We start from the raw sequence: 22672 nt of genomic DNA, 5'->3' as shown, positions 1-22672 counted from the left end.
AAAATATTTTCAAAGGAGAAATAATGAGTTGAAGAAAAACTATGTTTCATTCATATTAGTTATGATTCTGCTAGTCTCTCTTTTACCAATGAACGGGTCAGCAAATGACGTTATTGAAAAACAAGACCCATTTAATAGAAAAGCCAATGATGAAATGACATTATGGTTTGATCACCCTGCGAAAACGGATGCGCCGTATCACGAAGGTCAGAATCAGCCGTATGAAAAAAACTGGCTGGAAGCATTTCCGGTTGGGAATGGCCGTTTAGGCGCAATGGTTCATGGTGAAGTTCACAAAGAGAGGCTTCAATTAAACGAAGAAAGTCTCTGGGGCGGGTTGCCGATTAATGATAATAATCCCGGTGCCAAAGAGAATCTTCCTGAAATCCGCCGGTTGATTTTTGAAGGGAAAATCGTTGAGGCTCAGGCTTTGGCGACGAAACATCTTTTATCCACCCCTCCTAGAGTACGTTTTTATCAAACTCTAGGTAACTTGAATTTAGATTTTGGCAAAAACGGAACGGCAACAAATTATCGTCGCGAATTAAATATGGAAACGGGAATTGTAAAAGTCACCTACAACATGGATGATGTCCAGTATACTCGCGAAACGTTTGCCTCCGCGCCGGATGATTTGATTGCCGTGAGACTGACGAGTAATCAAAAAGGAAAAATTAATACCGTGATTGACCTCACCCGTGATTTTGTTGGTGGAACCTATAAAGATTCCAAACCGGTCAAAATAGCGGACAATACGATTGCACTTCAGGGACAAATCATTGATGAGGAAAGCGCGCCACACGGTCCCGGTGGAGCACATATGAGATTTGAAGCGCGAATGGTGGCCATTCCCGATGGCGGAACAGTTACAACTTCGGACGATGGAAAGATCACTGCGAGCGGGGTCGATTCATTGACGCTCCTGCTTACAGCAGCAACGGATTATGATTTTGAAAAAATGGACTTAGATCCTTCTAAAGATCCTGGTTCGATTACGCAAAGGATTTTAGATAAAGCAAAGACACAATCATATGATCAATTAAGAAATCACCATGTTAGCGATCATAGCGAGATGTTTAATCGTGTTCATTTAGATTTAGGTGAGGCGGTCAATGCGCATTTACCGACGGACCAGCGTTTGGCGGAAGCGAAAAAGGGCGTAAAGGACCCCCAATTTATCGCTCAATATTTCCAGTTCGGCCGCTATTTGTTGATGGGAAGTTCCCGGGCGCCAGGAAAGCTGCCAGCTAACTTGCAGGGGATTTGGAATTATCAGTTCTCCCCATCATGGCAGTCCGATTTTCATACGAATATTAATTTGCAGATGAATTATTGGCCTGCAGAAGTGACCAATTTAATCGAAACGGTAGAACCATTATCTGGATTTTTGGACAAATTAGCGGTTAATGGCAGAATAACAGCACGCGAGTTATATAATGCTGGCGGGTGGACAGTCCATCATCTGACGGATCCGTTTGGCAGAACCGGGATCCACGACCAAATCAACTCTGGGATGTTCCCGATGGGCGGCCCATGGATGTCCCTATCCTTATGGGATCGGTACGAATATACTTCCGACCGGAACTATCTGGAGCAAGTTTCCTATCCTTTAATGAAGGAATCGGCGGAGTTTATTCTCGATTTCCTAATTAAGCACCCGGAAACGGGATATTTGGTCACATCCCCTTCTTATTCGCCGGAGAATACTTACAAACTGCCGGGGACGAATTCGAATGTCAGACTGACTTACGCTGCGACGATGGACATTCAAATTATCAATGAAGTGTTAACGCATGTGATTGAAGCAAACGACATTCTCGGGAATGAAGACCCGGCATTTCGCGCGAAAATGGTAGATACATTAAAGCAATTGCCACCGATGCAGCTTAGCAAACGTTACGGCGGAACTATCCAAGAATGGATTGAGGACTTTGAGGAAACTGAACCTGGTCATCGCCACGTTTCGCATTTATTCGCATTACACCCGGGCAGACAAATTACTCAAGCTAAAACGCCTGAATTGTTTGAGGCAGCGAGGAAATCGATTGACCGACGTCTCGAATATGGCGGCGCTGGAACGGGCTGGAGCCGCGCCTGGACAATCAACTTTTTTGCCCGCTTAAAGGATGCCGAAAAAGCGTATGAAAATGTAATGGGACTGCTTCAAGTCAGTACGGCCAACAACCTGTTTGATATGCACCCGCCATTCCAAATCGATGGCAATTTGGGCGGTACGGCAGGAATCGCGGAAATGCTGCTGCAAAGCCATGAAGGAACAGCGGAAAAACCAGTGATTAACCTCTTGCCAGCTTTGCCAAAAGCTTGGTCTAAAGGCGGCAGCTTCTCTGGTTTGCGAGCACGCGGGAACTTCGGGGTCGATATCGAGTGGGAAAAGAAACATTTAGCGACAGCGAAGATTACATCAGATTCTGGTAAACCTGTTACGATCCAGTATCCGAATATTAGTAAAATGAAAATCACAACTTCAGATGGGTCCAAGGTCACATTTAAAACGATAAATAGCGATACGATCCAATTTAATACCATTGCTAAAAAGACCTATGTTGTGACAAATCCATTTCTCGCTAACATACCGGAACCAAAACTAACTGTAAGCGTACCTATTGGCTACACGACCATTTATGGCAGCACAGTTCAGCTGCAGGCTGATGAACCATGGGGAGACGCTGTGAAATGGGCAGTTACCGATTTAGATGGAAAGCCGACAAATGACGCCGTCATCAATTCGAGCGGATTATTATACGCTAACAAAGAAGGTACGTATAAAGTAGCGGCCACAACACTTTCAGGTAATCCAGTAGAAATGGCGATTACCTTCAAGAATCTGTCTCCGCTGACCAAATTAACTGTCGCCGGCAATGGCAGTCCTTTTGGATCGACAAATTCGGGGACATATCCGCCGACGAATGTCTTTGACGGTAAAACGGAAACTTTTTACGATCATAGTACAGCGACACCGTATGTTGGCTGGGATTTTGGCGCGGGGAATGCGAAAGCAGTGAACCTGATCAAATTCTATCCGCGAAAAGATTTCGAGGGCCGGATGGAAAAGGCGAAAATTCAAGGGTCGAATACTTCGACGAGCAGCGGATTTGTCGATCTATACACGATTCCTGACACACCGCAGCCGGGATGGAACGCCATTTCCTTTCATAATGCGACAACATACCGCTACTATCGACTTGTTGGTACGAACGGATCGAGAGCTAATGTGAGCGAGCTCGAATTTTACAGCACCATCGACAAAACGGTCCTTGGGAACACAATCGACACCGCGGAAATCTTAAAGGCGGAGCATTATAACAGTAACTCGTGGGAAGCGCTGCAAAAGTCGTTAACGGAAGCGATTACGGTAAACAACGATGCAAACGCGACTCAAGCTCAAGTTAATACCGCTGCGGCTAACCTGAAAGCAGCTATTAATGAATTGCAGCCGGTTATTGAGTTAATCCGTAGTTTAATAGAAAAGTATTCCTCCTCAGGTTATCTGAAAGGCCCGCTCATTACTCAACTGAGCAACAGCCTAGATCAAGCCGAACATCAATTAAACAAAGGTTCGAAGGAACAAGCTGCGAAGAAAATGGGTGATTTCTTAAGGCATCTGAATAATCCAGCAATGGATAAGTACATTACTGCCGGGGCCAAGGACGATTTAAATAATCAGGTAAATACGTTATTGGAAACATGGAAATAGATACAGCTAGAATTTAGAAAATGTTTAGATTTGATAGTTTTTAATAGAGAGACGTTTGTTGAAGTTTAGCAATCGTGTCTCTTTTTTTATGAAATTATTAATACTACTTTTTCATAGGACTATTTATTATTGAAAGGAGATTAAATATTCTAAAAATGGATGAAAAAAATGTTAATTTATATTAAAATAAAGGAAAACAGAAGGAAACAGTATTAAATAAAAATAGAAAAGGAGACTATCATGTTAAAAGGAATACCGAAAATTATTAGCCCAGAGCTTATGAAGGTTTTGTTAGAAATGGGGCATGGTGATGAAATTGTCTTAGCAGACGGTAATTTCCCAGCCGCATCATGTGCATCGAGATTAATTAGGTGTGATGGACATGGAATTATTGAATTGTTAGATGCGATATTAAAGTTTTTCCCTTTAGATACATACAGTGAAAATCCTGTTTCATTAATGCAGGTTGTCGAAGGAGATCCTGCCACCCCAACCATTTGGAAAGATTATCGTTCAGCCATAAAAAAATATGATCAAGATTTCACTTCCTTTGAAATGGTTGAGCGGTTTGCATTTTACGAAAGATCGAAAAAGGCTTTTGCCATCGTGGCAACAGGCGAGAGCGCTCTATATGCCAATATACTCCTTAAAAAAGGGGTAGTAGTTGAATAAACGAAATAACAACCTGTATAGAGTATGAAAATAGGCCTAGTTATATTTAAAAAAATTAGGAATATATGAATAGTGTAATGTTTAAATTATTTAAAAATTCAATTGATTTTATTTCGTATTTTTATTAAAATCAAAATAAATACAGATATTTTTTGTTTTATTATTTGGATTTGTATGGATTTATAACTGTTTTTCTTAAAATTCAATTTGTAACCGATTACATAAAATGATAAGTAAGCAGGTGGGATTATGGGTGAAATTATTCTTAAAATGAAGGGGATCAGCAAGGCTTTCCCGGGAGTACAAGCACTATCGAATGTCGACTTAGAGTTGAATTCAGGCGAGGTTCATGCTCTTCTGGGGGAAAATGGTGCTGGGAAATCTACCCTTATGAAGATTTTGACCGGTATCTATCAAAAGGACGAAGGATCTATTGTTTATCAGGGGAAAGAAATAGCTGTCCCGGATACAAAGACAGCACAAGGACTAGGAATTAGTATTATTCACCAGGAACTAAATCTAGCCCCAGATCTGACCGTCGCCCAAAATATTTTTATTGGGAGAGAGCCTAAAAAAGGTTTTAATCTGTTTTTAGACGAGAAGCAGCTTAATGTTAACACTCAAAAGTTATTTGATCGCTTAAATATTAACTTAAACCCACGTGAAAAGGTTGAAAATCTATCTGTTGCGAAGCAGCAAATGGTTGAAATTGCAAAAGCACTTTCTTTTGATTCAAAAGTATTGGTCATGGATGAGCCAACAGCAGCATTAACTGAGTCCGAAATTGATTCTTTATTTACAATGATTAGGAAATTACGGAACGCGAGGGTTGGGATCATTTACATTTCTCATCGGATGGAAGAATTAAAGAAAATTACCGACCGGGTTACTGTTATGAGAGATGGTACCTATGTTGGCACGGTGAATACAGATGAGGCCACTATCGACCAGATTATTTCGATGATGGTCGGGCGGCAAATCTATCAAAATCAAAAACCAGAAATAAAAGTTGAAAGCAAAGAAAAAGTGCTTGAAGTAAAAAATTTAACCAGGGGTTCAACGATTAAAAATGTAAGCTTTGAACTCCATAAGGGTGAAATACTTGGTTTTGCTGGGCTGATGGGGGCGGGAAGAACGGAAGTGGCCCGGGCGATATTTGGTGCCGACCCAATTGATTCAGGTGAAATCTTTATTAAAGGAAAAAAGGTTCAAATGAAGAGGCCGTTTGATGCTGTCCAAAATGGTATTGGCTATTTATCTGAGGATCGAAAGCAATACGGTTTAATGCTTGAGATGGATGTCAAAGCAAATGTTGCGATTGCCGCAATGCAGGATTATGTAAACATGGGATTTATGAACGGTTCAAAAATAAATCATCAAGCTGCTGAAATGGTTGAATCACTTAAAATCAAAACGCCATCCGTAAACCAGTTGGTCAAAAATCTTTCAGGTGGAAATCAGCAAAAGGTTGTCATCGGTAAATGGTTAACAAGGGATTCTGAAATATTAATTTTTGACGAACCAACCCGAGGAATCGATATTGGTGCAAAAGATGAAATCTATAAATTATTAAACAATTTAGCAGAACAAGGAAAATCGATTATCATGATTTCTTCAGAGCTCCCCGAAATCCTAAGAATGAGTCACAGGGTTATTGTCATGTGTGAGGGAAGGATTACCGGAAAACTTAAAAATGACGAACATATTAGCCAAGAGTCAATCATGACCCTGGCAACTAAACGAGTGGTTAGTTAATTCGTGGGCACCAGACTTGATGAGGGAGAGTGTAGTTATGGAGGCACAAATAGTTTCACCTGAAAAGAAAAAAATCAAATTGAAATCAAATGCGATTCAGCAATTTTTAGCCTTTGCCAGTTTAATAGTTCTTGTAATTTTCTTTTCGTTAGCTTCGCCGAATTTCTTTCAATTTGACAATATTATTGGAATCCTTCTTTCAACATCCGTTATTGGAATCCTTGCTTTAGGTGCAACGTTTATCATTATATCTGGTGGGATCGATTTATCGGTTGGAACCGTTATGACGCTATGTTCTGTCATGACAGGGATTTTTATTTCAAGTATGGGACTTCCGATTTTTGTTGGAGTTATTGGCGGGATTTTAACCGGTGCACTTGCAGGATTCCTAGCCGGTTTAGCAATCTCTAAAATGCAGATACCGCCATTTATCGCAACACTTGCGATGATGATGATTGCAAAAGGTTTGGCTCTTGTCATATCAGGAGCAGCTCCAATCTATTTCACTTCTTTTCGCAGCTTCACAAAAATAGCAATGGGCAATTCGATTCCCGGAGTTCCGAATGCGGTTGTGATTTTCTTTCTAATGGCAATCATTGGAGGGATTCTCTTAAATAAAACCATCATTGGCAGGTATACATTTGCAATTGGAAGTAATGAGGAATCAACTCGATTATCAGGTGTCAATGTGAACAAGTGGAAAGTTATTATTTATATCATTGCCGGGATTTTTACAGGGGTTGCTGGTATTGTGATGGCTTCTCGCCTGAATTCAGCACAACCTGCATTAGGTCAAGGCTATGAATTGGAAGCGATTGCTGCAGTTGTGATCGGTGGAACTTCCTTAAGCGGTGGCAAGGGAACGATTCTAGGTACAGTAATCGGCGCCTTAATTATGAGTGTCCTAACAAATGGTCTGCGGATTTTATCCGTTCCGCAGGAATGGCAGACTGTAGTTGTCGGCGCAGTCATCTTGTTCGCCGTATATGCGGACGTAATAAGAAATAAAAAATCAAAATAAACTGACGGTATTAATCTCTTTTTAAGAGAATAATATAAAAAATTTAGGGGGAATATCATTTGAAGAAGATAAGTAGTATTTTTCTAGGTGCCATGCTTTTATTCTCTTTAGTATTAAGTGCCTGCTCTGACAAAACAGGCTCCAGCACAGATGATTCTAAAAGTGGTGGAAAGAAAGATGGAAAACCTTATGTTGCGATTATTTCAAAAGGGTTTCAACACCAATTCTGGCAAGCTGTAAAGCAAGGTGCGGAAAAGGCGGCAAAAGAGTTTGATGTAACGGTTACATTTGAAGGCCCTGAAAGCGAATCACAAGTAGATAAACAAATTGAAATGCTTCGTGCAGTACTTGATAAAAAGCCTGCGGCACTTGGATTTGCCGCTTTAGACAGCCAGGCAGCCATACCGCTTTTAGAAGAAGCTAAAGATAAGAAAATTCCAGTTATTGCTTTTGACTCGGGTGTGGACAGCCCAATTCCGTTGGCGACAGCTGCAACTGACAGCCGTGCAGCCGCAGCTCTTGCAGCAGATAAAATGGCTGAATTAATTGGTGGAAAAGGTGAAATTGCCATAGTAGCTCATGACCAAGTGAGTCAAACTGGTAAAGACCGCCGTGATGGCTTTAAAAATCAAATCGAACAGAAATATCCGGATATCAAAATTGTCGACATTCAGTATGGCGGCGGTGACCATCTAAAATCGACAGATGCTGCCAAGGCGATTATGCAAGCACATCCAAATCTTAAGGGTATTTTTGGTACCAACGAAGGTTCCGCGATTGGTGTTGTAAATGCCGTCTCTGAAATGAATAAGAAAGACGTAGTAGTAATTGGCTTTGACTCTGGAAAACAGCAAATTGATGCGATTAAAAATGGTTTAATGGCAGGAGCTATTACGCAGAACCCAATTGGAATAGGTTACGAAACTGTAAAGGCTGCGGTCGACGCGATCAATGGAAAAACAGTTGAGAAAAATATTGATACCGGTTTCTACTATTACGATAAATCTAATATTGATGACGAAAAAATTAAGGCAGTTCTTTACGAATAAGTAATAAGTGGAGGATGCTCAAATAAAGAGTATCCTCTTACTATAAGAGGGGATTGCAATGGGCAGAAAAATAAAATGGGGTATTTTAAGCACCGCAACCATCGCGGTCGAACAGGTAATTCCTGCAATACAACAGTCTTCAAATGGTGAAGTTTATGCCGTAGCCAGTAGTAGTGGAAAAGCTGCTGATGTTGCTGAACAATTTCATATTCCAAATTTCTATGAGAGTTATGAAGAGTTACTGAAGGATTCTTCCATAGAGGCTGTCTACATTCCATTACCGAACAATTCACATTATGAATGGACAATTAAGGCAGCAAGGGCGAAAAAACATGTGTTGTGTGAAAAACCGGCGGCATTGGATCCAAAGAAGGTAGAGGAAATGATCCTTGCCTGTAAAAACAACGGGGTTATCTTTATGGAAGGGTTCATGTACCGTTTCCATCCCCAACATAAAAAGGTAAAGGAGTTATTAACTGAAAAGGTCATTGGCGATATTAAAATGGTGCGAGCTTATTTTTCCTTCTATATGGAAGATCGGGTTGGAAATATCCGCTTAAATCCTAATTTAGGTGGCGGAGCCCTTTATGATATTGGCTGTTATTGTATAAATTCAATTCGTTATATATTGGGGACAGAGCCATTAAATATGGCAATCCTTGGTGATATGAATCCAGATGGCGTAGATACATCAGCTGCTGCCGTGATGCTTTTTCCTGGTAACGTATATACAGCTTTTATGTGCAGTTTTGATGCAACATTAAAACATGAATATGAGATTATTGGGACTAAGGGAACTATCCGTGTACCGTATGCCTATCGACCTGATTTAAATGCTGGTAATGGAATGGTACAGATTTACCTGGACAATGAATACAAAGAATTCATCATTAACGGTGATCAGTATTTATTAGAGGTAGAACATTTTGCCGACTGTATCATTAACAACAGAGAACCTAGTTACACAGGTGAGGATAGTTTGGCCAACTTAAAAGTCATTGATTCACTAATAGAAAAATTAACAAACCAGCCAGTTCAATAATTTAAAGAGGTGAGATGTTTGTCAAATGTCATCAAGGATTTAAGGGAGTATGCCGATAAAATTGTAAGATCGGGCCTCGTTGTTGGGGCAGGAGGAAATTTAAGTATGCGTGACGGAAATATTATGTATATTTCCCCAAGCGGCTTTGATCTTCAAGAAATTGAAGATCATCAATGGGTCCGGGTAGACATTGAAACTGGCGAAGTATTAGATCAATTAAAACCTTCTTCTGAAGTTTTGATGCATCTTGAATGTTTTCGTCAACGACCAGAGATAACAGCAGTTCTCCATGCACATCCAAGCTATTCAGTCGGCGTTTCTTCTGCCGGTCACGATATTCCAAGTCTATTTCCAGACTTTCCGGCGATGATTCGAAATGTTTCTTATTTAGAGTACTTAATTCCAACAACAGAAGTATTGGCGGACGCAGTTGCTGAAGTGATTCCGGAGACTGATGTCGTTGTAATGAGGAATCACGGAGTCCTTACAGTTGGAAAGACGATGAAGGAAGCCTACTTCTTTATGCAGATCGTTGAAGAATCGGCTAAGGTTTATACCATTGCTTCAACTGTCGGAGTGCCAAGGATTCTGACAGAAGAAGAATGCCAAGCGCTAAGGAATCTATCATCTGAGAAATATCGATCGGAGCTGTTGAAAGATTCTAATTGAATTTTTCCCAAAGGGCGTGAATGAATGAAAAATGTATGGGCTTTCGATTTAGGTGCATCAAATGGCCGCCTAATGGTCAGTGGATTTGATGGAAGAAGCCTGCATCTGGAAGAAATCCATCGCTTCCCTAATTATCCAGTCCAGTTAACGGGCCACTATTATTGGGATATTCTCAGAATCTATCAAGAAATGAAGAATGGCATGGTAAAAAGTATTCATAAGGGGTATAAGACGATTGAAAGTTTATCTATCGATACATGGGGAGTGGATTTCGGATTGCTTTCGGCAACTGGTGAGCTTCTTGGAAATCCCTATTCGTATCGAGATCCACAAACTACAGATAGTTTAACAGAACTATTAAAAATAACCTCAAAGGAAGAACTTTTCATGCTGACGGGTATAGAACCGGCGGCCATAAACACCATTTGTCAGCTGTTGGCGATTCAAGAGAGAAATCCTGACTTGCTTGAAAAAGCGGCTTCCCTTTTATTGACGCCAAATTTAATTAGCTATTTATTTTCCGGTGTAAAAGCCAATGAATACACGATAAGTACAACTACATCTTTATATAATTACAAGCAGCGTAATTGGGATTTTTCACTTATGGAAAAAGTAAACCTACCTACGAAATTAATGGCAAATATCGTTGAGACGGGAACGGTGCTTGGCTTAACGCTTGATTCGCTTAATCGAGAAGTAGGAATTTCACCGGTTAAAGTTGTCGCTGGAGCAGGCCACGATACTGCTTGCGCCCTTGCAGCATTACCAATTAAAACAGACAATGCTGCTTTCATGAGCTGTGGAACATGGATTTTGATGGGAGTCCAGGTATGTGAGCCGGTCGTAACTGAAAAAGCATTGGAATGGGGATTCACAAATGAAGGAACAGCGGATGGCGAATACCGTCTGCTTAAAAATACGATGGGACTATGGCTCATGCAAGAATGCCGATCAGCGTGGTTAAAAGCAGGGAAGCACATTACTTATGAAGAAGAGGGTCAATTAATACAGCATACCAAGCCTTTTCAACGGTTTATTGATCCTGATGATTCTGATTTCTTTAATCCAGTAAATATGCCAAAACAAATCAGGGATTACTGTATAAAAACAGGACAGCTGCCGCCTGAGACGAACGGTGATTTCCTGCGCTGTATATTGGAAAGCTTATCATTGAAATATCGCTGGGTTATCGAGCGATTGGAAGAATTAACAGGTAACCCAATAAAAGTTATTCATATGGGTGGAGGAGGAATTCAGAATCCATTCCTCTGTCAATTTACCGCTAATGCGACAAATCGCACTGTTGTTGCCGGTCCAATTGAAGCAAGTGCAATTGGCAATTCTTTATCTCAATGGATTGCCCTTGGAGAAATCAAGAATCTAAAAGAAGGACGAGAAATCGTTGAACGATCGTTTCCACTGAAGACTTATGAACCGCAAAATCAGTCTGACTGGCAAGATGCTTATGGACGCTTTATTCGCTTTTTAAAATAGATAAAAAGGAGACATTTACAATGAATACAATCAAGAACAGATATTATGGACAATTACCGAAAATCGGTATTAGACCAACAATAGATGGAAGAAGAAATGGTGTTCGTGAATCATTAGAAGAAACAACAATGAATCTAGCAAAATTAGTTGCTAATTTTTTAACTGAAAACTTAAAGCATTATAATGGTGAGACTGTTGAATGTGTTATCGCTGACACTTGCATCGGCGGAGTAGCAGAAGCTGCCCAGACGGCAGAAAAGTTTGCCAGAGCTGGTGTTGGGGTGTCCATTACTGTCACGCCTTGCTGGTGCTATGGTTCAGAAACAATGGATATGACACCAGATATCCCGAAAGCGATTTGGGGATTTAATGGAACTGAACGCCCGGGAGCGGTTTATCTGGCAGCCGTCCTTGCAGCACATAACCAAAAGGGTATCCCTGCATTTGGAATTTACGGTAAGGATGTTCAAGACGTCGGCGATACTACGATTCCAGATGATGTAAAAGACAAACTGCTTCAATTTGCCAAAGCAGGGCTTGTAGTAGCCGCCATGAAAGGGAAATCATATCTTTCAATGGGCAGCGTCTCAATGGGGATTGCCGGGAGCATGGTGCAAGAGAGCTTTTTCCAAGAATATCTCGGTATGAGAAATGAATATATTGATAGTTCTGAGTTTATTAGAAGAATGGATAAGGAAATTTATGATCAAGAAGAGTATGAACGAGCATTAAGCTGGGTGAAAGAAAATTGTAAGGAAGGTCCCGATAATAATCCGGAGGACATGCAGAAGTCACGAGAAGAAAAGGACCGGGATTGGGAAGTTAGTGTAAAAATGGCACTGATTGCGCGCGACTTAATGATTGGAAATCCGAGATTAGCGGAAATTGGTTTTGGAGAAGAAGCATTGGGGCATAACGCAATTGTTGGCGGATTCCAAGGGCAGCGGCAATGGACCGACCATTTCCCGAACGGTGATTTTATGGAGGCAATCTTAAATTCCTCTTTCGATTGGAACGGTATCCGTCCGCCATACCTTCTTGCGACAGAAAATGATAGCCTAAACGGTGTGACGATGCTTTTTGGCCATTTACTAACAAATACTGCTCAGGTGTTTGCGGATGTTCGAACATATTGGAGTCCGGCAGCAGTGGAACGTGTAACAGGGTATAAACCTGAAGGCATGGCGGAAAACGGATTTATTCATTTGATTAATTCTGGTCCTGCAGCCCTTGATGGCACAGGAGAACAAACGAGGGACGGCAAACCAGTAATTAAGCCATTCTGGGAAATTACTGAGGCAGAAGCGCAAAAATGTTTGGATGTTATTAGTTGGAGACCAGCATCCACTGGATACTTCCGCGGTGGCGGCTATTCAAGTGATTTCTTAACAAAGGGCGGTATGCCAGTGACCATTGCAAGAATTAATCTTGTTAAAGGACTTGGACCAGTTCTGCAAATTGCGGAAGGATACTCAGTTGAGCTGCCAGATCAGGTTCATGATACGCTTGATGAGCGTACTGACCCTACTTGGCCGACAACTTGGTTTGTACCAAACATAACGGGTGAAGGGGTATTTAAAGATGTCTATTCTGTAATGAATAATTGGGGAGCAAATCATTGTGTAATGAGTTACGGTCATATTGGCGGGGAACTGATTACACTTGCTTCCATGCTGCGAATTCCTGTGAATATGCATAATGTTGACGAGAAGGAAATTTTTAGACCAAGTGCGTGGGGAATGTTCGGTACTAAAGATCCGGAGGGTGCCGATTTCAGGGCTTGCCAAAATTTTGGTCCTTTATATCGTTAAAAAACGTATTGGTATAAAACCCCTGATTCACCATTCAGGGGTTTTTATTACGGAAGTTGGGCTTGAAAAAATAATATCCAAATTAAATAAAAATGAATAAACGTAAACAAAAAAATATTTTTATATTCAAAAATAAACGGAAGTATTTTATAATAGAAACAGAAAATTATAAATATGAAACGGGGGAATTCGGATGGTTAAAAATCACTGGAATCAAGAAAAAGCCTCTCTGCTTTCCAAAGGGGTAGAAGAACTAGTTTATCGTTCTAATTTAATCGGGTCAGATCGTGCGGTGTGTAACTGGGGCGGCGGTAATACATCCATGAAGACGGTTGAAAAGGATTTCCGCGGCCGTGATATTGAGGTTATGTGGGTTAAAGGAAGCGGTTCTGATTTAGCAACCATGAAAGCACCTAATTTCACTGGCCTAAATTTAGAAGATATCCGTCCATTATTTGAACGGGAGGAAATGTCAGATGAAGAGATGGTTGCCTATCTTTCACATTGTATGATTGACAGTAAACATCCAAGGGCATCGATTGAAACATTACTCCATGCATTCTTGCCTTTTAAACATGTGGACCACACCCACCCAGACGCCATCATCAGCCTTTGCTGTGCAGACAATGGCAAGCAGCTGGCTGAAGAGATTTTTGGCAATCGTTTTGTCTGGGTTCCGTATGTACGCCCTGGCTTTACCCTTTCAAAAATGATTGCAGAAGGGGTAATAAATAACCCGAATGCGGAACTTGTCTTAATGGAAAAGCATGGACTGGTCACATGGGGAGAAACGTCAGAGGAGTCCTATGCCAAAACGATTGAGATCATTAGCGAAGCAGAACAGTTTATAAATGAAAAAATGAATGAAGTCTCCTTGTTTGGCGGGCAAAAATATGAATCTCTTTCTAAAGAAGAAGCGACTAGTATTCTAGCTAATGTGATGCCTATTATTCGCGGTGCCGTAAGCGGTGAAAAGAAAATGCTATTAACCTATGACCGTGGTGAGGACGTCCTCCAATTTGTTAATAGCTATCAGGCATCAGAACTATCCCAAGTAGGTGCAGCATGCCCTGACCACCTTGTTCATACAAAACGTGTGCCGCTTTATATTAATTGGAATCCACAAACAATGGCTGTCGAAGCGCTAATTGCAAGTGTAAAAGATGGGATTACCAGCTTTAAAGCAGAATACGAGGAATATTTTGAGCGCAATAAGCATGAAGGCGATAAAATGTTTGAATCAGCTCCACGAGTGATTCTTATCCCTGGAATCGGCATGGTAAATACCGGTAAGGATGTCGCGAATTCAAGAGTAAGCGGTGCATTATACCATCGGGCAATTGCAGTTATGAAAGGGTCTACCACTCTTGGAAACTTTGTTTCTTTAAGTGAAAACGAATCCTACAACGTAGAATATTGGCCATTAGAACTGTATAAGTTAACACTTGCACCAGCTGAAGCTGAATTCTCTAGAAAAGTAGCTTTTGTTACTGGGGGCGCCGGCGGAATTGGCAGTGAAACTTGCCGCCGCTTCGTTTCGGAAGGTGCCCATGTGGTTGTTGCGGACTTGAATATTGAAGGTGCAGAAAAGGTGGCTGCAGAAATTAATGAAAAGTACGGAACAGGACGTGCCCTTGCAGTTAAAATGGACGTTACAAAAGAAGATGATGTCCATGCAGCGTTCGACCAAACTGCCCTCAGTTTTGGCGGTGTAGATATTATTGTGAACAATGCCGGTCTTGCAACATCAAGTCCAATCGACGAAACCACCCTTAAAGAATGGAATTTAAATATGAATGTTTTAGGAACTGGCTATTTCCTAGTTGCCCGCGAAGCATTCAAGCAAATGAAGCAGCAAGGAATTGGCGGAAGTATGGTCTTCGTTGGGTCGAAAAATTCAATTTATGCCGGAAAAAATGCAGCGGCCTATAGCTCTGTTAAAGCGCTTGAAACCCACCTTGCCAGATGTATTGCAGCTGAAGGCGGTCAGTACGGAATTCGTGTGAATTCAGTTCTTCCGGACGCGGTCCTCCAAGGCTCAGCGATTTGGGGGTCAAGCTGGCGTGAGGAACGTGCTGCAGCATACGGAATCCACCCTGACCAATTAGAAGAACATTACCGTAAACGTACGACATTGCTTGTGAACATTTATCCAAAAGATATTGCCGAAGCAATAGCCTTCTTTGCTTCTTCAAAATCAGAAAAAACAACTGGATCTATGGTAACCGTTGATGGCGGTGTACCGGCTGCGTTTACAAGATAAAATGATTAGAATATCAATTTGGTGACTCCACTATTTGTTGGGGTCTTATTTTTAGGCTGTGTTAAAGAACATTGTTGATCTTGAGCACAATGTTGATTGGAGTGGAAGGCGCGAGACTCCTGCGGGAGCAGCGGGACAGGTGAGACCCCGCAGGCGTTTTAGCGCCGAGGAGGCTCACCGCCCGCCCCGCGAACCGCTCGCGCCTGGAACGGAAATCAACATTCACTTTTAACACAGCCTATTTTTAAGGATTGTCTTTTTGTTTTTCAAAAGTTATGATATATTATTTTGGGAAATGACAGATAAATAAAGGAATATCAAAATAAATCCACTTTTGTTATGATCAGGAAGGGTGTAGGGCTAGTGCTTGTAGCGGAAAGACAGAGAAAGATTGTAGAACTAGTAAATGACCGTTTAAGTATTCGGGTATCCGAACTAAGCAAAATTTTCTCCGTAACGGAAGAAACAATTCGTCGTGACCTTGAGAAGCTGGAAAAAGAGAATCTATTAATGCGGAGTCATGGCGGTGCAGTAAGTGTTGAGAAGGATCAATCTGAGCCTTCTTATCTGGAAAGGGAAATCACGAATGTAGGGGAAAAGAAAGCGATAGCAGTTGAAGCAGTTCAACTCATAGAGCCGGGTGACCAAATCATTCTTGACGCAAGTTCTACAGCCTGGTATGTAGCAAAGGAATTGCCGGATATCCCTTTAACAGTTGTGACTAATTCCATAAAAGTAGCCATCGAGCTAAGTAAAAAGGAGCAAATAAAAGTCATTTCTACTGGGGGACAATTACTGTCCAGCTCTTTGTCATATGTAGGACCGCTTGCAGAACGCTCTCTTAGTTTTTATCACGTTAATAAAGCATTCCTTTCTTGCAAAGGAGTTCATCTTGAAAATGGTTTAAGTGATTCCAATGAGTTGCAAGCCTTATTGAAAGGGAAAATGATGGAGACCGCAGATAAAACAATCTTAATGGTTGATTCCAGTAAATTTGGAACACGCGCTTTTTCACAAATTGCCTCGCTTTCAAATGTCGACTCGATTATTACTGATTCAAAAATAGCTAAAAATACGAAAAAGCAATTGGAAGAAAACAAGATAAAGTTGAAAATTGTTAACTAGAGGCCACACATCTTCAAAAGAAGCTCACTCCTTTTCCATTTAACAGATTGATATTTGCAATTATGACGATAAACACGCAATATTAATGGATAGGAAATGTGAAAGTAGGGGTAGTTTTGTCAGATTTTTTAGAATTAGGTATTTCAGAAGTAGTAGTAGATAAATTACGCGGCCATGGTGTCGCTAAACCGACACCAATCCAAGAACAAGCGATTCCACTTGTGATGAAAGGGAACGATATTATTGCCCAGGCGCAAACGGGAACAGGGAAGACATTTGCCTTTATCCTGCCAATTCTTGAAAAAATAGACCGGGATGCAGGGCATGTTCAAGCGCTCATTGTGACTCCTACAAGAGAACTGGCGTTGCAAATCACGGTAGAAATTGAAAAATTGATCGCTGATATTGAGGGTGTCGATGTCTTAGCTGTGTATGGCGGTCAGGATGTTGCTAAACAGCTAAAAAAACTAAAGAAGAATCCGCAAATTGTCGTTGGAACACCCGGCAGGCTGTTGGATCACATAAGAAGAGAAACAGTCCGATTATCAGAAATATCCTTCCTTGTTTTAGATGAAGCAGATCAAATGCTTCATATTGGCTTTCTTGGTGAAGTGGAAGATATTATTAGGGAAACACCGACTGAACGACAAACAATGTTATTCTCGGCAACGATGCCGCCGGAAATCCGCCAATTGGCCAAAAAGCATATGCGTGAGCCGGAATACATTCAGGTGGAAAAAACACAAGGACCGGCAGACAATGTCAAACAGCTTGCCATTCATACAACTGACCGTGGGAAACAAGCAGCGCTCATTCACTTAGTTGAAACGCATCGGCCGTTTTTAGCGGTTATTTTTTGCCGGACAAAACGGAGAGTAAGCAAACTTTATGATGCGCTTAAAGCCCACGGTTTTCCCTGTGATGAATTGCATGGCGATTTGTCACAAGCTAAAAGAGAACAGGCGATGAAACGCTTTAGAGATGCTGAGACACAATTATTAGTAGCAACCGATGTAGCTGCCAGGGGACTCGATGTTGAAGGGGTTACCCATGTGTTTAACTACGATATTCCTGAGGATGCGGAAAGCTATATTCACCGTATTGGAAGAACGGGCAGAGCGGGAATGACCGGCATAGCGATTACATTATATACATCAGCAAATGTACCTGTGCTCACTATGATTGAAAAAGAACTGCATATTACCATTCAAAAGCAGGACACAGGTAATTCTGAGGAGAGCGAAAACAATTCGCGCGGTGGCCTGCCTAATAGTAAGAGTGATAAACGAGGTACAGCGAGGGAAAATCAAAAAAGCGGACCGCGGAATCGAACGCATTCGAGCCCGAATGAGAATAGAAGCGGGCAAAAACGGGGAACCAAAGCTGGTCCAGATAAAAGAAGAAACAAAACTACTATAGGAGCACCCCCAAAAAATAAACGGGAAGATGCTCGTAAATCAAGCGGTAAAACGAAACGAAGTTATCCAAAATGATAAATAAAAGTGGGACTGAGAAAAACTTCAGTCCCACTTTTATTTAGCGGTTATTTGCCATCCCAATTCCCGTATTTGATTTTACTAGCACTTCCTCGTATTTCTTCACATCAGCTTTTTGACTGGAGAAGAGGGTTCCGAGATACCCTGCTAAAAATCCAAGCGGGATAGAGACAATTCCTGGTGTTGAATAAGGGAAGATCGGGTTGCCGACAAAAATAGCTTTACCGGCCTCTGGACTGAAAACATTCGGACTGATGATAACAAGACCGATTGCGGAAATAAGTCCAACGACCATTGCCCATACGGCGCCAGTTGTATTGAATTTTTTCCAATAGATGGTATAAATGATAACAGGTAAGTTTGCACTGGCTGCCACTGCAAAAGCTAGGGATACAAGGAAGGCAACGTTCAGTGTTTGTGCCCCTAATGCTAGAATAATCGAAATAACCGAAACTCCGATCGCGGCCCAGCGTGCCATACTAACCTGCTGCTTTTCCGTAGCCTTTCCTTTGCGGAGGATTTCATTATAGAAATCATGGGCAAACGCCGAAGCGGCTGTCAAAACAAGCCCGGCTACAACAGCTAGGATTGTTGCGAAGGCGACTGCTGAAATAAAGGCAAACATCATATTGCCGCCAATCGCTTTTGCTAACAGAGGTGCAGCCATATTCCCGGCAGGATTTGCCGTTACAATGGCAGAATTACCAACAAAGGCGGCAGCTCCGAAGCCTAGAAAGATTGTCATTACATAAAAAATTCCAATCACCCATGTGGCATAGACGACAGAAGAACGAGCTGTTTTCGCATCCTTTACGGTAAAAAAGCGGACCAAGATGTGCGGCAGCCCGGCAGTACCTAACACAAGACCCATATTTAATGATATGGTATCAAGACCAATCTTGTATTTAACCCCTGGATTTAAGAACGATTCCTTCAAAGGTGTTGCCGTTTTCATTTGCGCAAACATATCGGTAATACTGAAGTTAAATTTGGCCAAAACAATAATCGAGATTAAGAAGGTTCCGCCCATTAAAAGAACAGCTTTAATGATCTGCACCCAGCTCGTTGCATGCATGCCGCCAAAAATTACGTAGACTGTCATCAAAACCCCAACAATCAAAACAGATGTTGTGTAATCCAAGCCTAATAATAATTTAATAAGTGCACCTGCACCGACAAGCTGAGCAATCATATAAAAAATCGAGATGGTTACCGTGTTCATTGCGGCAAAGCCGCGAACCTTTTTGGCATCAAAACGTGAGGCGATCATATCGGCAAACGTATATTTTCCGAGATTCCTTAACGGCTCAGCTACTAAATAAAGCACAACCAGATAGGCAACTAGGAAACCAATGCTGTAAAAGAAGCCATCAAACCCCGTTAAGGCCACCGCACCGGCAATTCCTAGGAAGGAAGCGGCCGACATATAATCCCCGGCAATGGCTAGTCCATTTTGCCAGCCCGTTAGCCCACCGCCGGCCGTGTAAAATTCACTAGCATTTTTTGTTTTTTTAGAAGCGTAGTATGTAATGATCAACGTTACAAAAACGATTCCAAGAAACATGATAAAAGCAGAAGTGTTCATCAGCGATTTCCCCCTTCTTGAATAACCTGGTTCGCTAATTCATCAAATTTAGCCGCTTTTTTAGAGTAAAGCATGCACAATCCCCAGGTCATAACAAATTGCATGAAAGCAAAAACCCAAGCCCAGGTAATACTGCCGATAAACTTGTGATTTAACACGGTGGAATAGGAAGTTAAAATAGGTAAGGCAAAATAGAAGCAAAAAAAGAAAATCGTGACCGGGATAATAAATTTTTTCTTTTCAGAGAGTAATGCTTGGAATGATGGTGATTGAACAATGGAACTGTAATCGCTTTCAGAATAAGCCTTTGTTTTTCGTGCTTCCAATGGAAGCTCCCCCTCTCGTATAAAACCCTTTGTTCAAATCTGAGGTTAAAAAGACAATGCTGATTGGTCATTTGCTGAAAAAATTAGTTTGCGGCATTTTGGTTGAAAATTTTGCTTTACTCACCTTCTTAAATGCAGATTTTTCTAAATTTTATAAATATAATTTGTTTATAATTATAGTAGAAATAGAAATAAATACGCAAGAAGAAATTGTAAAAAGAGGAAAATGCTCCTAAAGGCCTACTATCAAGCTCCAGTATGGAACAATGCGAAAACAATAAAAAACCCCAGTCATAGTTGATATGACTAGGGTTTTTTATTGTTTAATATGGAGACTAGCGGGATCGAACCGCTGACCTTTTGGCTGCCAGCCAAACGCTCTCCCAGCTGAGCTAAGCCCCCTTGTTTGGTACAAGAAAAATTATATCTGTAAAAACTGATTCTTGCAAGAGGGAATTTAAAAAAAAGCGGAAAGAAAATTTTAGTGTTACCTCATGCTTTCAACTTCCACTTTCCGCACTCCTTCTAATTCTGAAATAAAAAAATAAACATCCGTTGTCTTTTCACGATAATCTACAGCAACTAATATTTGCACGAGATGATCTCCGTTGTCTAAATCTTTAATGCGAATCCTTCGAATGATATACTTTTTTTCTACTATTAAAGAAATGGCTTTATCGATTTGGACTTTTTCCTTAATAAAAAGTTGGAGCATGATTTCTTTTTCCCTTAATTGTTTAGGGCCAATGAACTTCACTAAATAAGGGATTAGTTCAACACTAATAATAAGCAGGGCCACACCAGCAAATGCTTCTATAAAAAATCCAGCTCCAACGGCAATTCCAATTCCTGCCGCCCCCCAGATCATCGCAGCCGTCGTGAGCCCGGAAATGCTGTCATTGCCTCTCCTTAAGATGACTCCAGCACCTATAAAGCCCATGCCCGATACAATCTGGGCTGCCAACCTGAGCGGGTCCATTGTAATCTTAACATGATCCGAATCAGGGAACATATAAGCTGATTCAATTGAAACAATGGTCAGTAGACAGCTTACGGTGGAAATAACAAGGCTCGTCTTTAAGCCGACTGGTTTTCTTTTTAGCTCTCGTTCGAGACCGATTATTAACCCGAAGACAGCAGAAATTCCTAACTTCATTAAAATTTCGATATCAATACTACTCATCTAAATTCACGTCCAATGTTAAGTTCTATTGATATAATGTATTTATATAGTAAAAATGATTTAATAACAGTAAAATAATGAAATCAAACTTATAGTACTATAAAGGAGATCGTCATGGAAGAATCAAAAATTAATCCATATTTCGTACTGGCGGTTGGTGTGATTTCGGTATCGACATCGGCCATTTTTGTAAAGCTGAGTTCAGCTCCATCAGGAGTTATTGCTTTTTACCGTTTACTTTTTTCTGTCCTACTCATGCTTCCTATTTTCCTAACGAAATATGTTTCCGAGTTTCGTCATATCACCAAAAAGGACTGGCTTTTTTCAGCCATTGCAGGAGTATTACTGGCATTCCATTTTATCCTGTGGTTTGAGTCCTTAAACTACACTTCGGTAGCGAGTTCAACAGTTCTTGTTACCCTGCAACCTTTATTTGCATTTGTGGGAACCTATTTTTTCTTCAAGGAGAAATTTTCGGGTAAGGCGATTATCAGCGGAATCATTGCTATTGCTGGGAGTGTCCTCATTAGTTGGGGGGATTTCCGAATTAGCGGTAATGCACTAATTGGAGATTTACTTGCCCTAATCGCCTGTGCTTTAATTACTGCCTATTTATTATTTGGTCAAGATGTTCGAAAAAGGCTATCACTTATTACATATACATTTGTCGTCTATTTTATGAGTTCGATCACCCTGTTAATTTATGTCTTGGCAGCGGGTCAGCCATTATTTCCGTACCCAAAACAAGATTGGGTATGTTTCATCTTGCTTGCCCTTATTCCAAATCTACTTGGCCATACCTTATTCAATTGGTCGTTAAAATGGCTCAGTACCTCGACCATTTCAATGGCGATCTTATTCGAACCAGTCGGAGCCGCAGTTCTCGCCTACTACTTATTAGATGAAAATGTGGTTTGGACTCAAGTTTTGGGTGGATTAATTGTAATTGGCGGAATTCTGTTATTTGTCATGTCTGAAAGGAAAAAAGCGAAATTAAATAAAATAGTGGAAAAATAGTAATGATTTCACTCGTATTATGATAAATGATGATTGCGAAAACCATTTTGAAAAAACTTTTTAAAATTATATTGCAATCATTATTTTTTCATGTTATATTAAATCTCGTCCTCTTCGAGAGAGTCAAACAACGAAAAAAAGAAATTAAAAAAGTTGTTGACATTACGAAGTTGAATATGATAAATTAATGAGGTCGCTTTAAAGCGGCTGATTAAAAAAAGAGAGTACAAGCCACGAAGAAAACAATAATATTTTTTCGCTGGTAAATACATTGTTCTTTGAAAACTAAACAAACAAAAACGTCAACAAACAATATTTTTTAGTTTTTTAAAAAAACTAAGCCAACGTAACAATTGAGCTAATCAACTTTCTTGGAGAGTTTGATCCTGGCTCAGGACGAACGCTGGCGGCGTGCCTAATACATGCAAGTCGAGCGAATCTTTGGGAGC

General features: G+C 40.9%; 17 protein-coding genes, 1 tRNA gene and 1 rRNA gene. 15 read left to right on the top strand and 4 right to left on the bottom strand.

From position 1 onward, the window contains the following. Positions 1–28: 28 nt before the first annotated feature. The 12 genes from ACFVSW_RS06005 to ACFVSW_RS05950 all read left to right on the top strand — a co-directional run bounded on the left by ACFVSW_RS06005 (position 29) and on the right by ACFVSW_RS05950 (position 18109). Positions 29–3715, top strand: a complete 3687-nt coding sequence (locus ACFVSW_RS06005; protein WP_387313484.1) for a glycosyl hydrolase family 95 catalytic domain-containing protein — start codon at positions 29–31, stop codon at positions 3713–3715. Positions 3716–3955: 240 nt separating this feature from the next. Beyond that, entirely contained in the window at positions 3956–4387 is a 432-nt protein-coding gene (fucU, locus tag ACFVSW_RS06000) for an L-fucose mutarotase (RefSeq protein WP_387313482.1), read from the top strand. 249 nt (positions 4388–4636) lie between these two features. Next, positions 4637–6142: a sugar ABC transporter ATP-binding protein gene (locus tag ACFVSW_RS05995; RefSeq protein ID WP_387313479.1), complete on the top strand. Its 1506-nt coding sequence runs from the start codon at positions 4637–4639 to the stop codon at positions 6140–6142. Between the two features lie 37 nt (positions 6143–6179). Next, entirely contained in the window at positions 6180–7163 is a 984-nt protein-coding gene (locus ACFVSW_RS05990; RefSeq protein WP_387313477.1) for an ABC transporter permease, read from the top strand. Between the two features lie 92 nt (positions 7164–7255). Beyond that, positions 7256–8212: an ABC transporter substrate-binding protein gene (locus ACFVSW_RS05985; protein WP_387314091.1), complete on the top strand. Its 957-nt coding sequence runs from the start codon at positions 7256–7258 to the stop codon at positions 8210–8212. Positions 8213–8270: 58 nt separating this feature from the next. Continuing rightward, on the top strand, positions 8271–9254 hold the full coding sequence (locus ACFVSW_RS05980) for a Gfo/Idh/MocA family protein (protein WP_387313475.1): 984 nt from the start codon (positions 8271–8273) through the stop codon (positions 9252–9254). 18 nt (positions 9255–9272) lie between these two features. Further along, entirely contained in the window at positions 9273–9923 is a 651-nt protein-coding gene (locus tag ACFVSW_RS05975; RefSeq protein ID WP_387313472.1) for a class II aldolase/adducin family protein, read from the top strand. A 24-nt stretch (positions 9924–9947) separates the two neighbouring features. Next, on the top strand, positions 9948–11417 hold the full coding sequence (locus ACFVSW_RS05970; protein WP_387313470.1) for a rhamnulokinase: 1470 nt from the start codon (positions 9948–9950) through the stop codon (positions 11415–11417). A gap of 20 nt (positions 11418–11437) precedes the next feature. Beyond that, positions 11438–13228: an L-fucose isomerase gene (locus ACFVSW_RS05965; RefSeq protein WP_387313467.1), complete on the top strand. Its 1791-nt coding sequence runs from the start codon at positions 11438–11440 to the stop codon at positions 13226–13228. A 193-nt stretch (positions 13229–13421) separates the two neighbouring features. Beyond that, on the top strand, positions 13422–15491 hold the full coding sequence (locus tag ACFVSW_RS05960; RefSeq protein WP_387313464.1) for a bifunctional aldolase/short-chain dehydrogenase: 2070 nt from the start codon (positions 13422–13424) through the stop codon (positions 15489–15491). Positions 15492–15854: 363 nt separating this feature from the next. After that, on the top strand, positions 15855–16616 hold the full coding sequence (locus ACFVSW_RS05955) for a DeoR/GlpR family DNA-binding transcription regulator (RefSeq protein WP_387313461.1): 762 nt from the start codon (positions 15855–15857) through the stop codon (positions 16614–16616). 116 nt (positions 16617–16732) lie between these two features. After that, positions 16733–18109: a DEAD/DEAH box helicase gene (locus tag ACFVSW_RS05950; protein ID WP_387313458.1), complete on the top strand. Its 1377-nt coding sequence runs from the start codon at positions 16733–16735 to the stop codon at positions 18107–18109. A gap of 43 nt (positions 18110–18152) precedes the next feature. Here the strand turns inward: ACFVSW_RS05950 and ACFVSW_RS05945 are convergent, their stop codons facing one another. Together ACFVSW_RS05945 and ACFVSW_RS05940 are read right to left on the bottom strand one after the other, a co-directional pair. Continuing rightward, positions 18153–19697 (bottom strand): solute symporter family protein, encoded by a 1545-nt coding sequence (locus ACFVSW_RS05945; protein WP_387313456.1) that lies wholly within the window; start codon positions 19695–19697, stop codon positions 18153–18155. Next, positions 19697–20023: a DUF485 domain-containing protein gene (locus tag ACFVSW_RS05940; protein WP_387313454.1), complete on the bottom strand. Its 327-nt coding sequence runs from the start codon at positions 20021–20023 to the stop codon at positions 19697–19699. The genes ACFVSW_RS05945 and ACFVSW_RS05940 overlap by 1 nt, the downstream gene beginning before the upstream one ends. A 56-nt stretch (positions 20024–20079) precedes the next feature. Between ACFVSW_RS05940 and ACFVSW_RS05935 the strand changes: the two genes are divergently transcribed. Next, on the top strand, positions 20080–20259 hold the full coding sequence (locus ACFVSW_RS05935; RefSeq protein ID WP_387313452.1) for a hypothetical protein: 180 nt from the start codon (positions 20080–20082) through the stop codon (positions 20257–20259). Between the two features lie 93 nt (positions 20260–20352). Here the strand turns inward: ACFVSW_RS05935 and ACFVSW_RS05930 are convergent. Further along, a tRNA-Ala gene (locus ACFVSW_RS05930) sits at positions 20353–20425 on the bottom strand. Positions 20426–20510: 85 nt separating this feature from the next. Beyond that, the gene (locus ACFVSW_RS05925; RefSeq protein ID WP_387313449.1) at positions 20511–21206 is read right to left on the bottom strand and encodes an MgtC/SapB family protein; all 696 of its coding nucleotides are present in this window, start codon (positions 21204–21206) and stop codon (positions 20511–20513) included. Positions 21207–21320: 114 nt separating this feature from the next. Here ACFVSW_RS05925 and ACFVSW_RS05920 point away from each other — a divergent pair, with 114 nt between their 5' ends. Next, positions 21321–22223, top strand: a complete 903-nt coding sequence (locus ACFVSW_RS05920) for a DMT family transporter (RefSeq protein WP_387313446.1) — start codon at positions 21321–21323, stop codon at positions 22221–22223. 368 nt (positions 22224–22591) lie between these two features. Next, a 16S ribosomal RNA gene (locus ACFVSW_RS05915) occupies positions 22592–22672 on the top strand; the annotation flags it as partial.

The sequence above is a fragment of the Neobacillus sp. NPDC058068 genome, from assembly GCF_042885335.1.
Taxonomy (GTDB): Bacteria; Bacillota; Bacilli; order Bacillales; family Cytobacillaceae; genus Neobacillus.
Note: the sequence above shows the minus strand (reverse complement) of the source record. Positions and strands in the feature narration are given on the sequence as shown.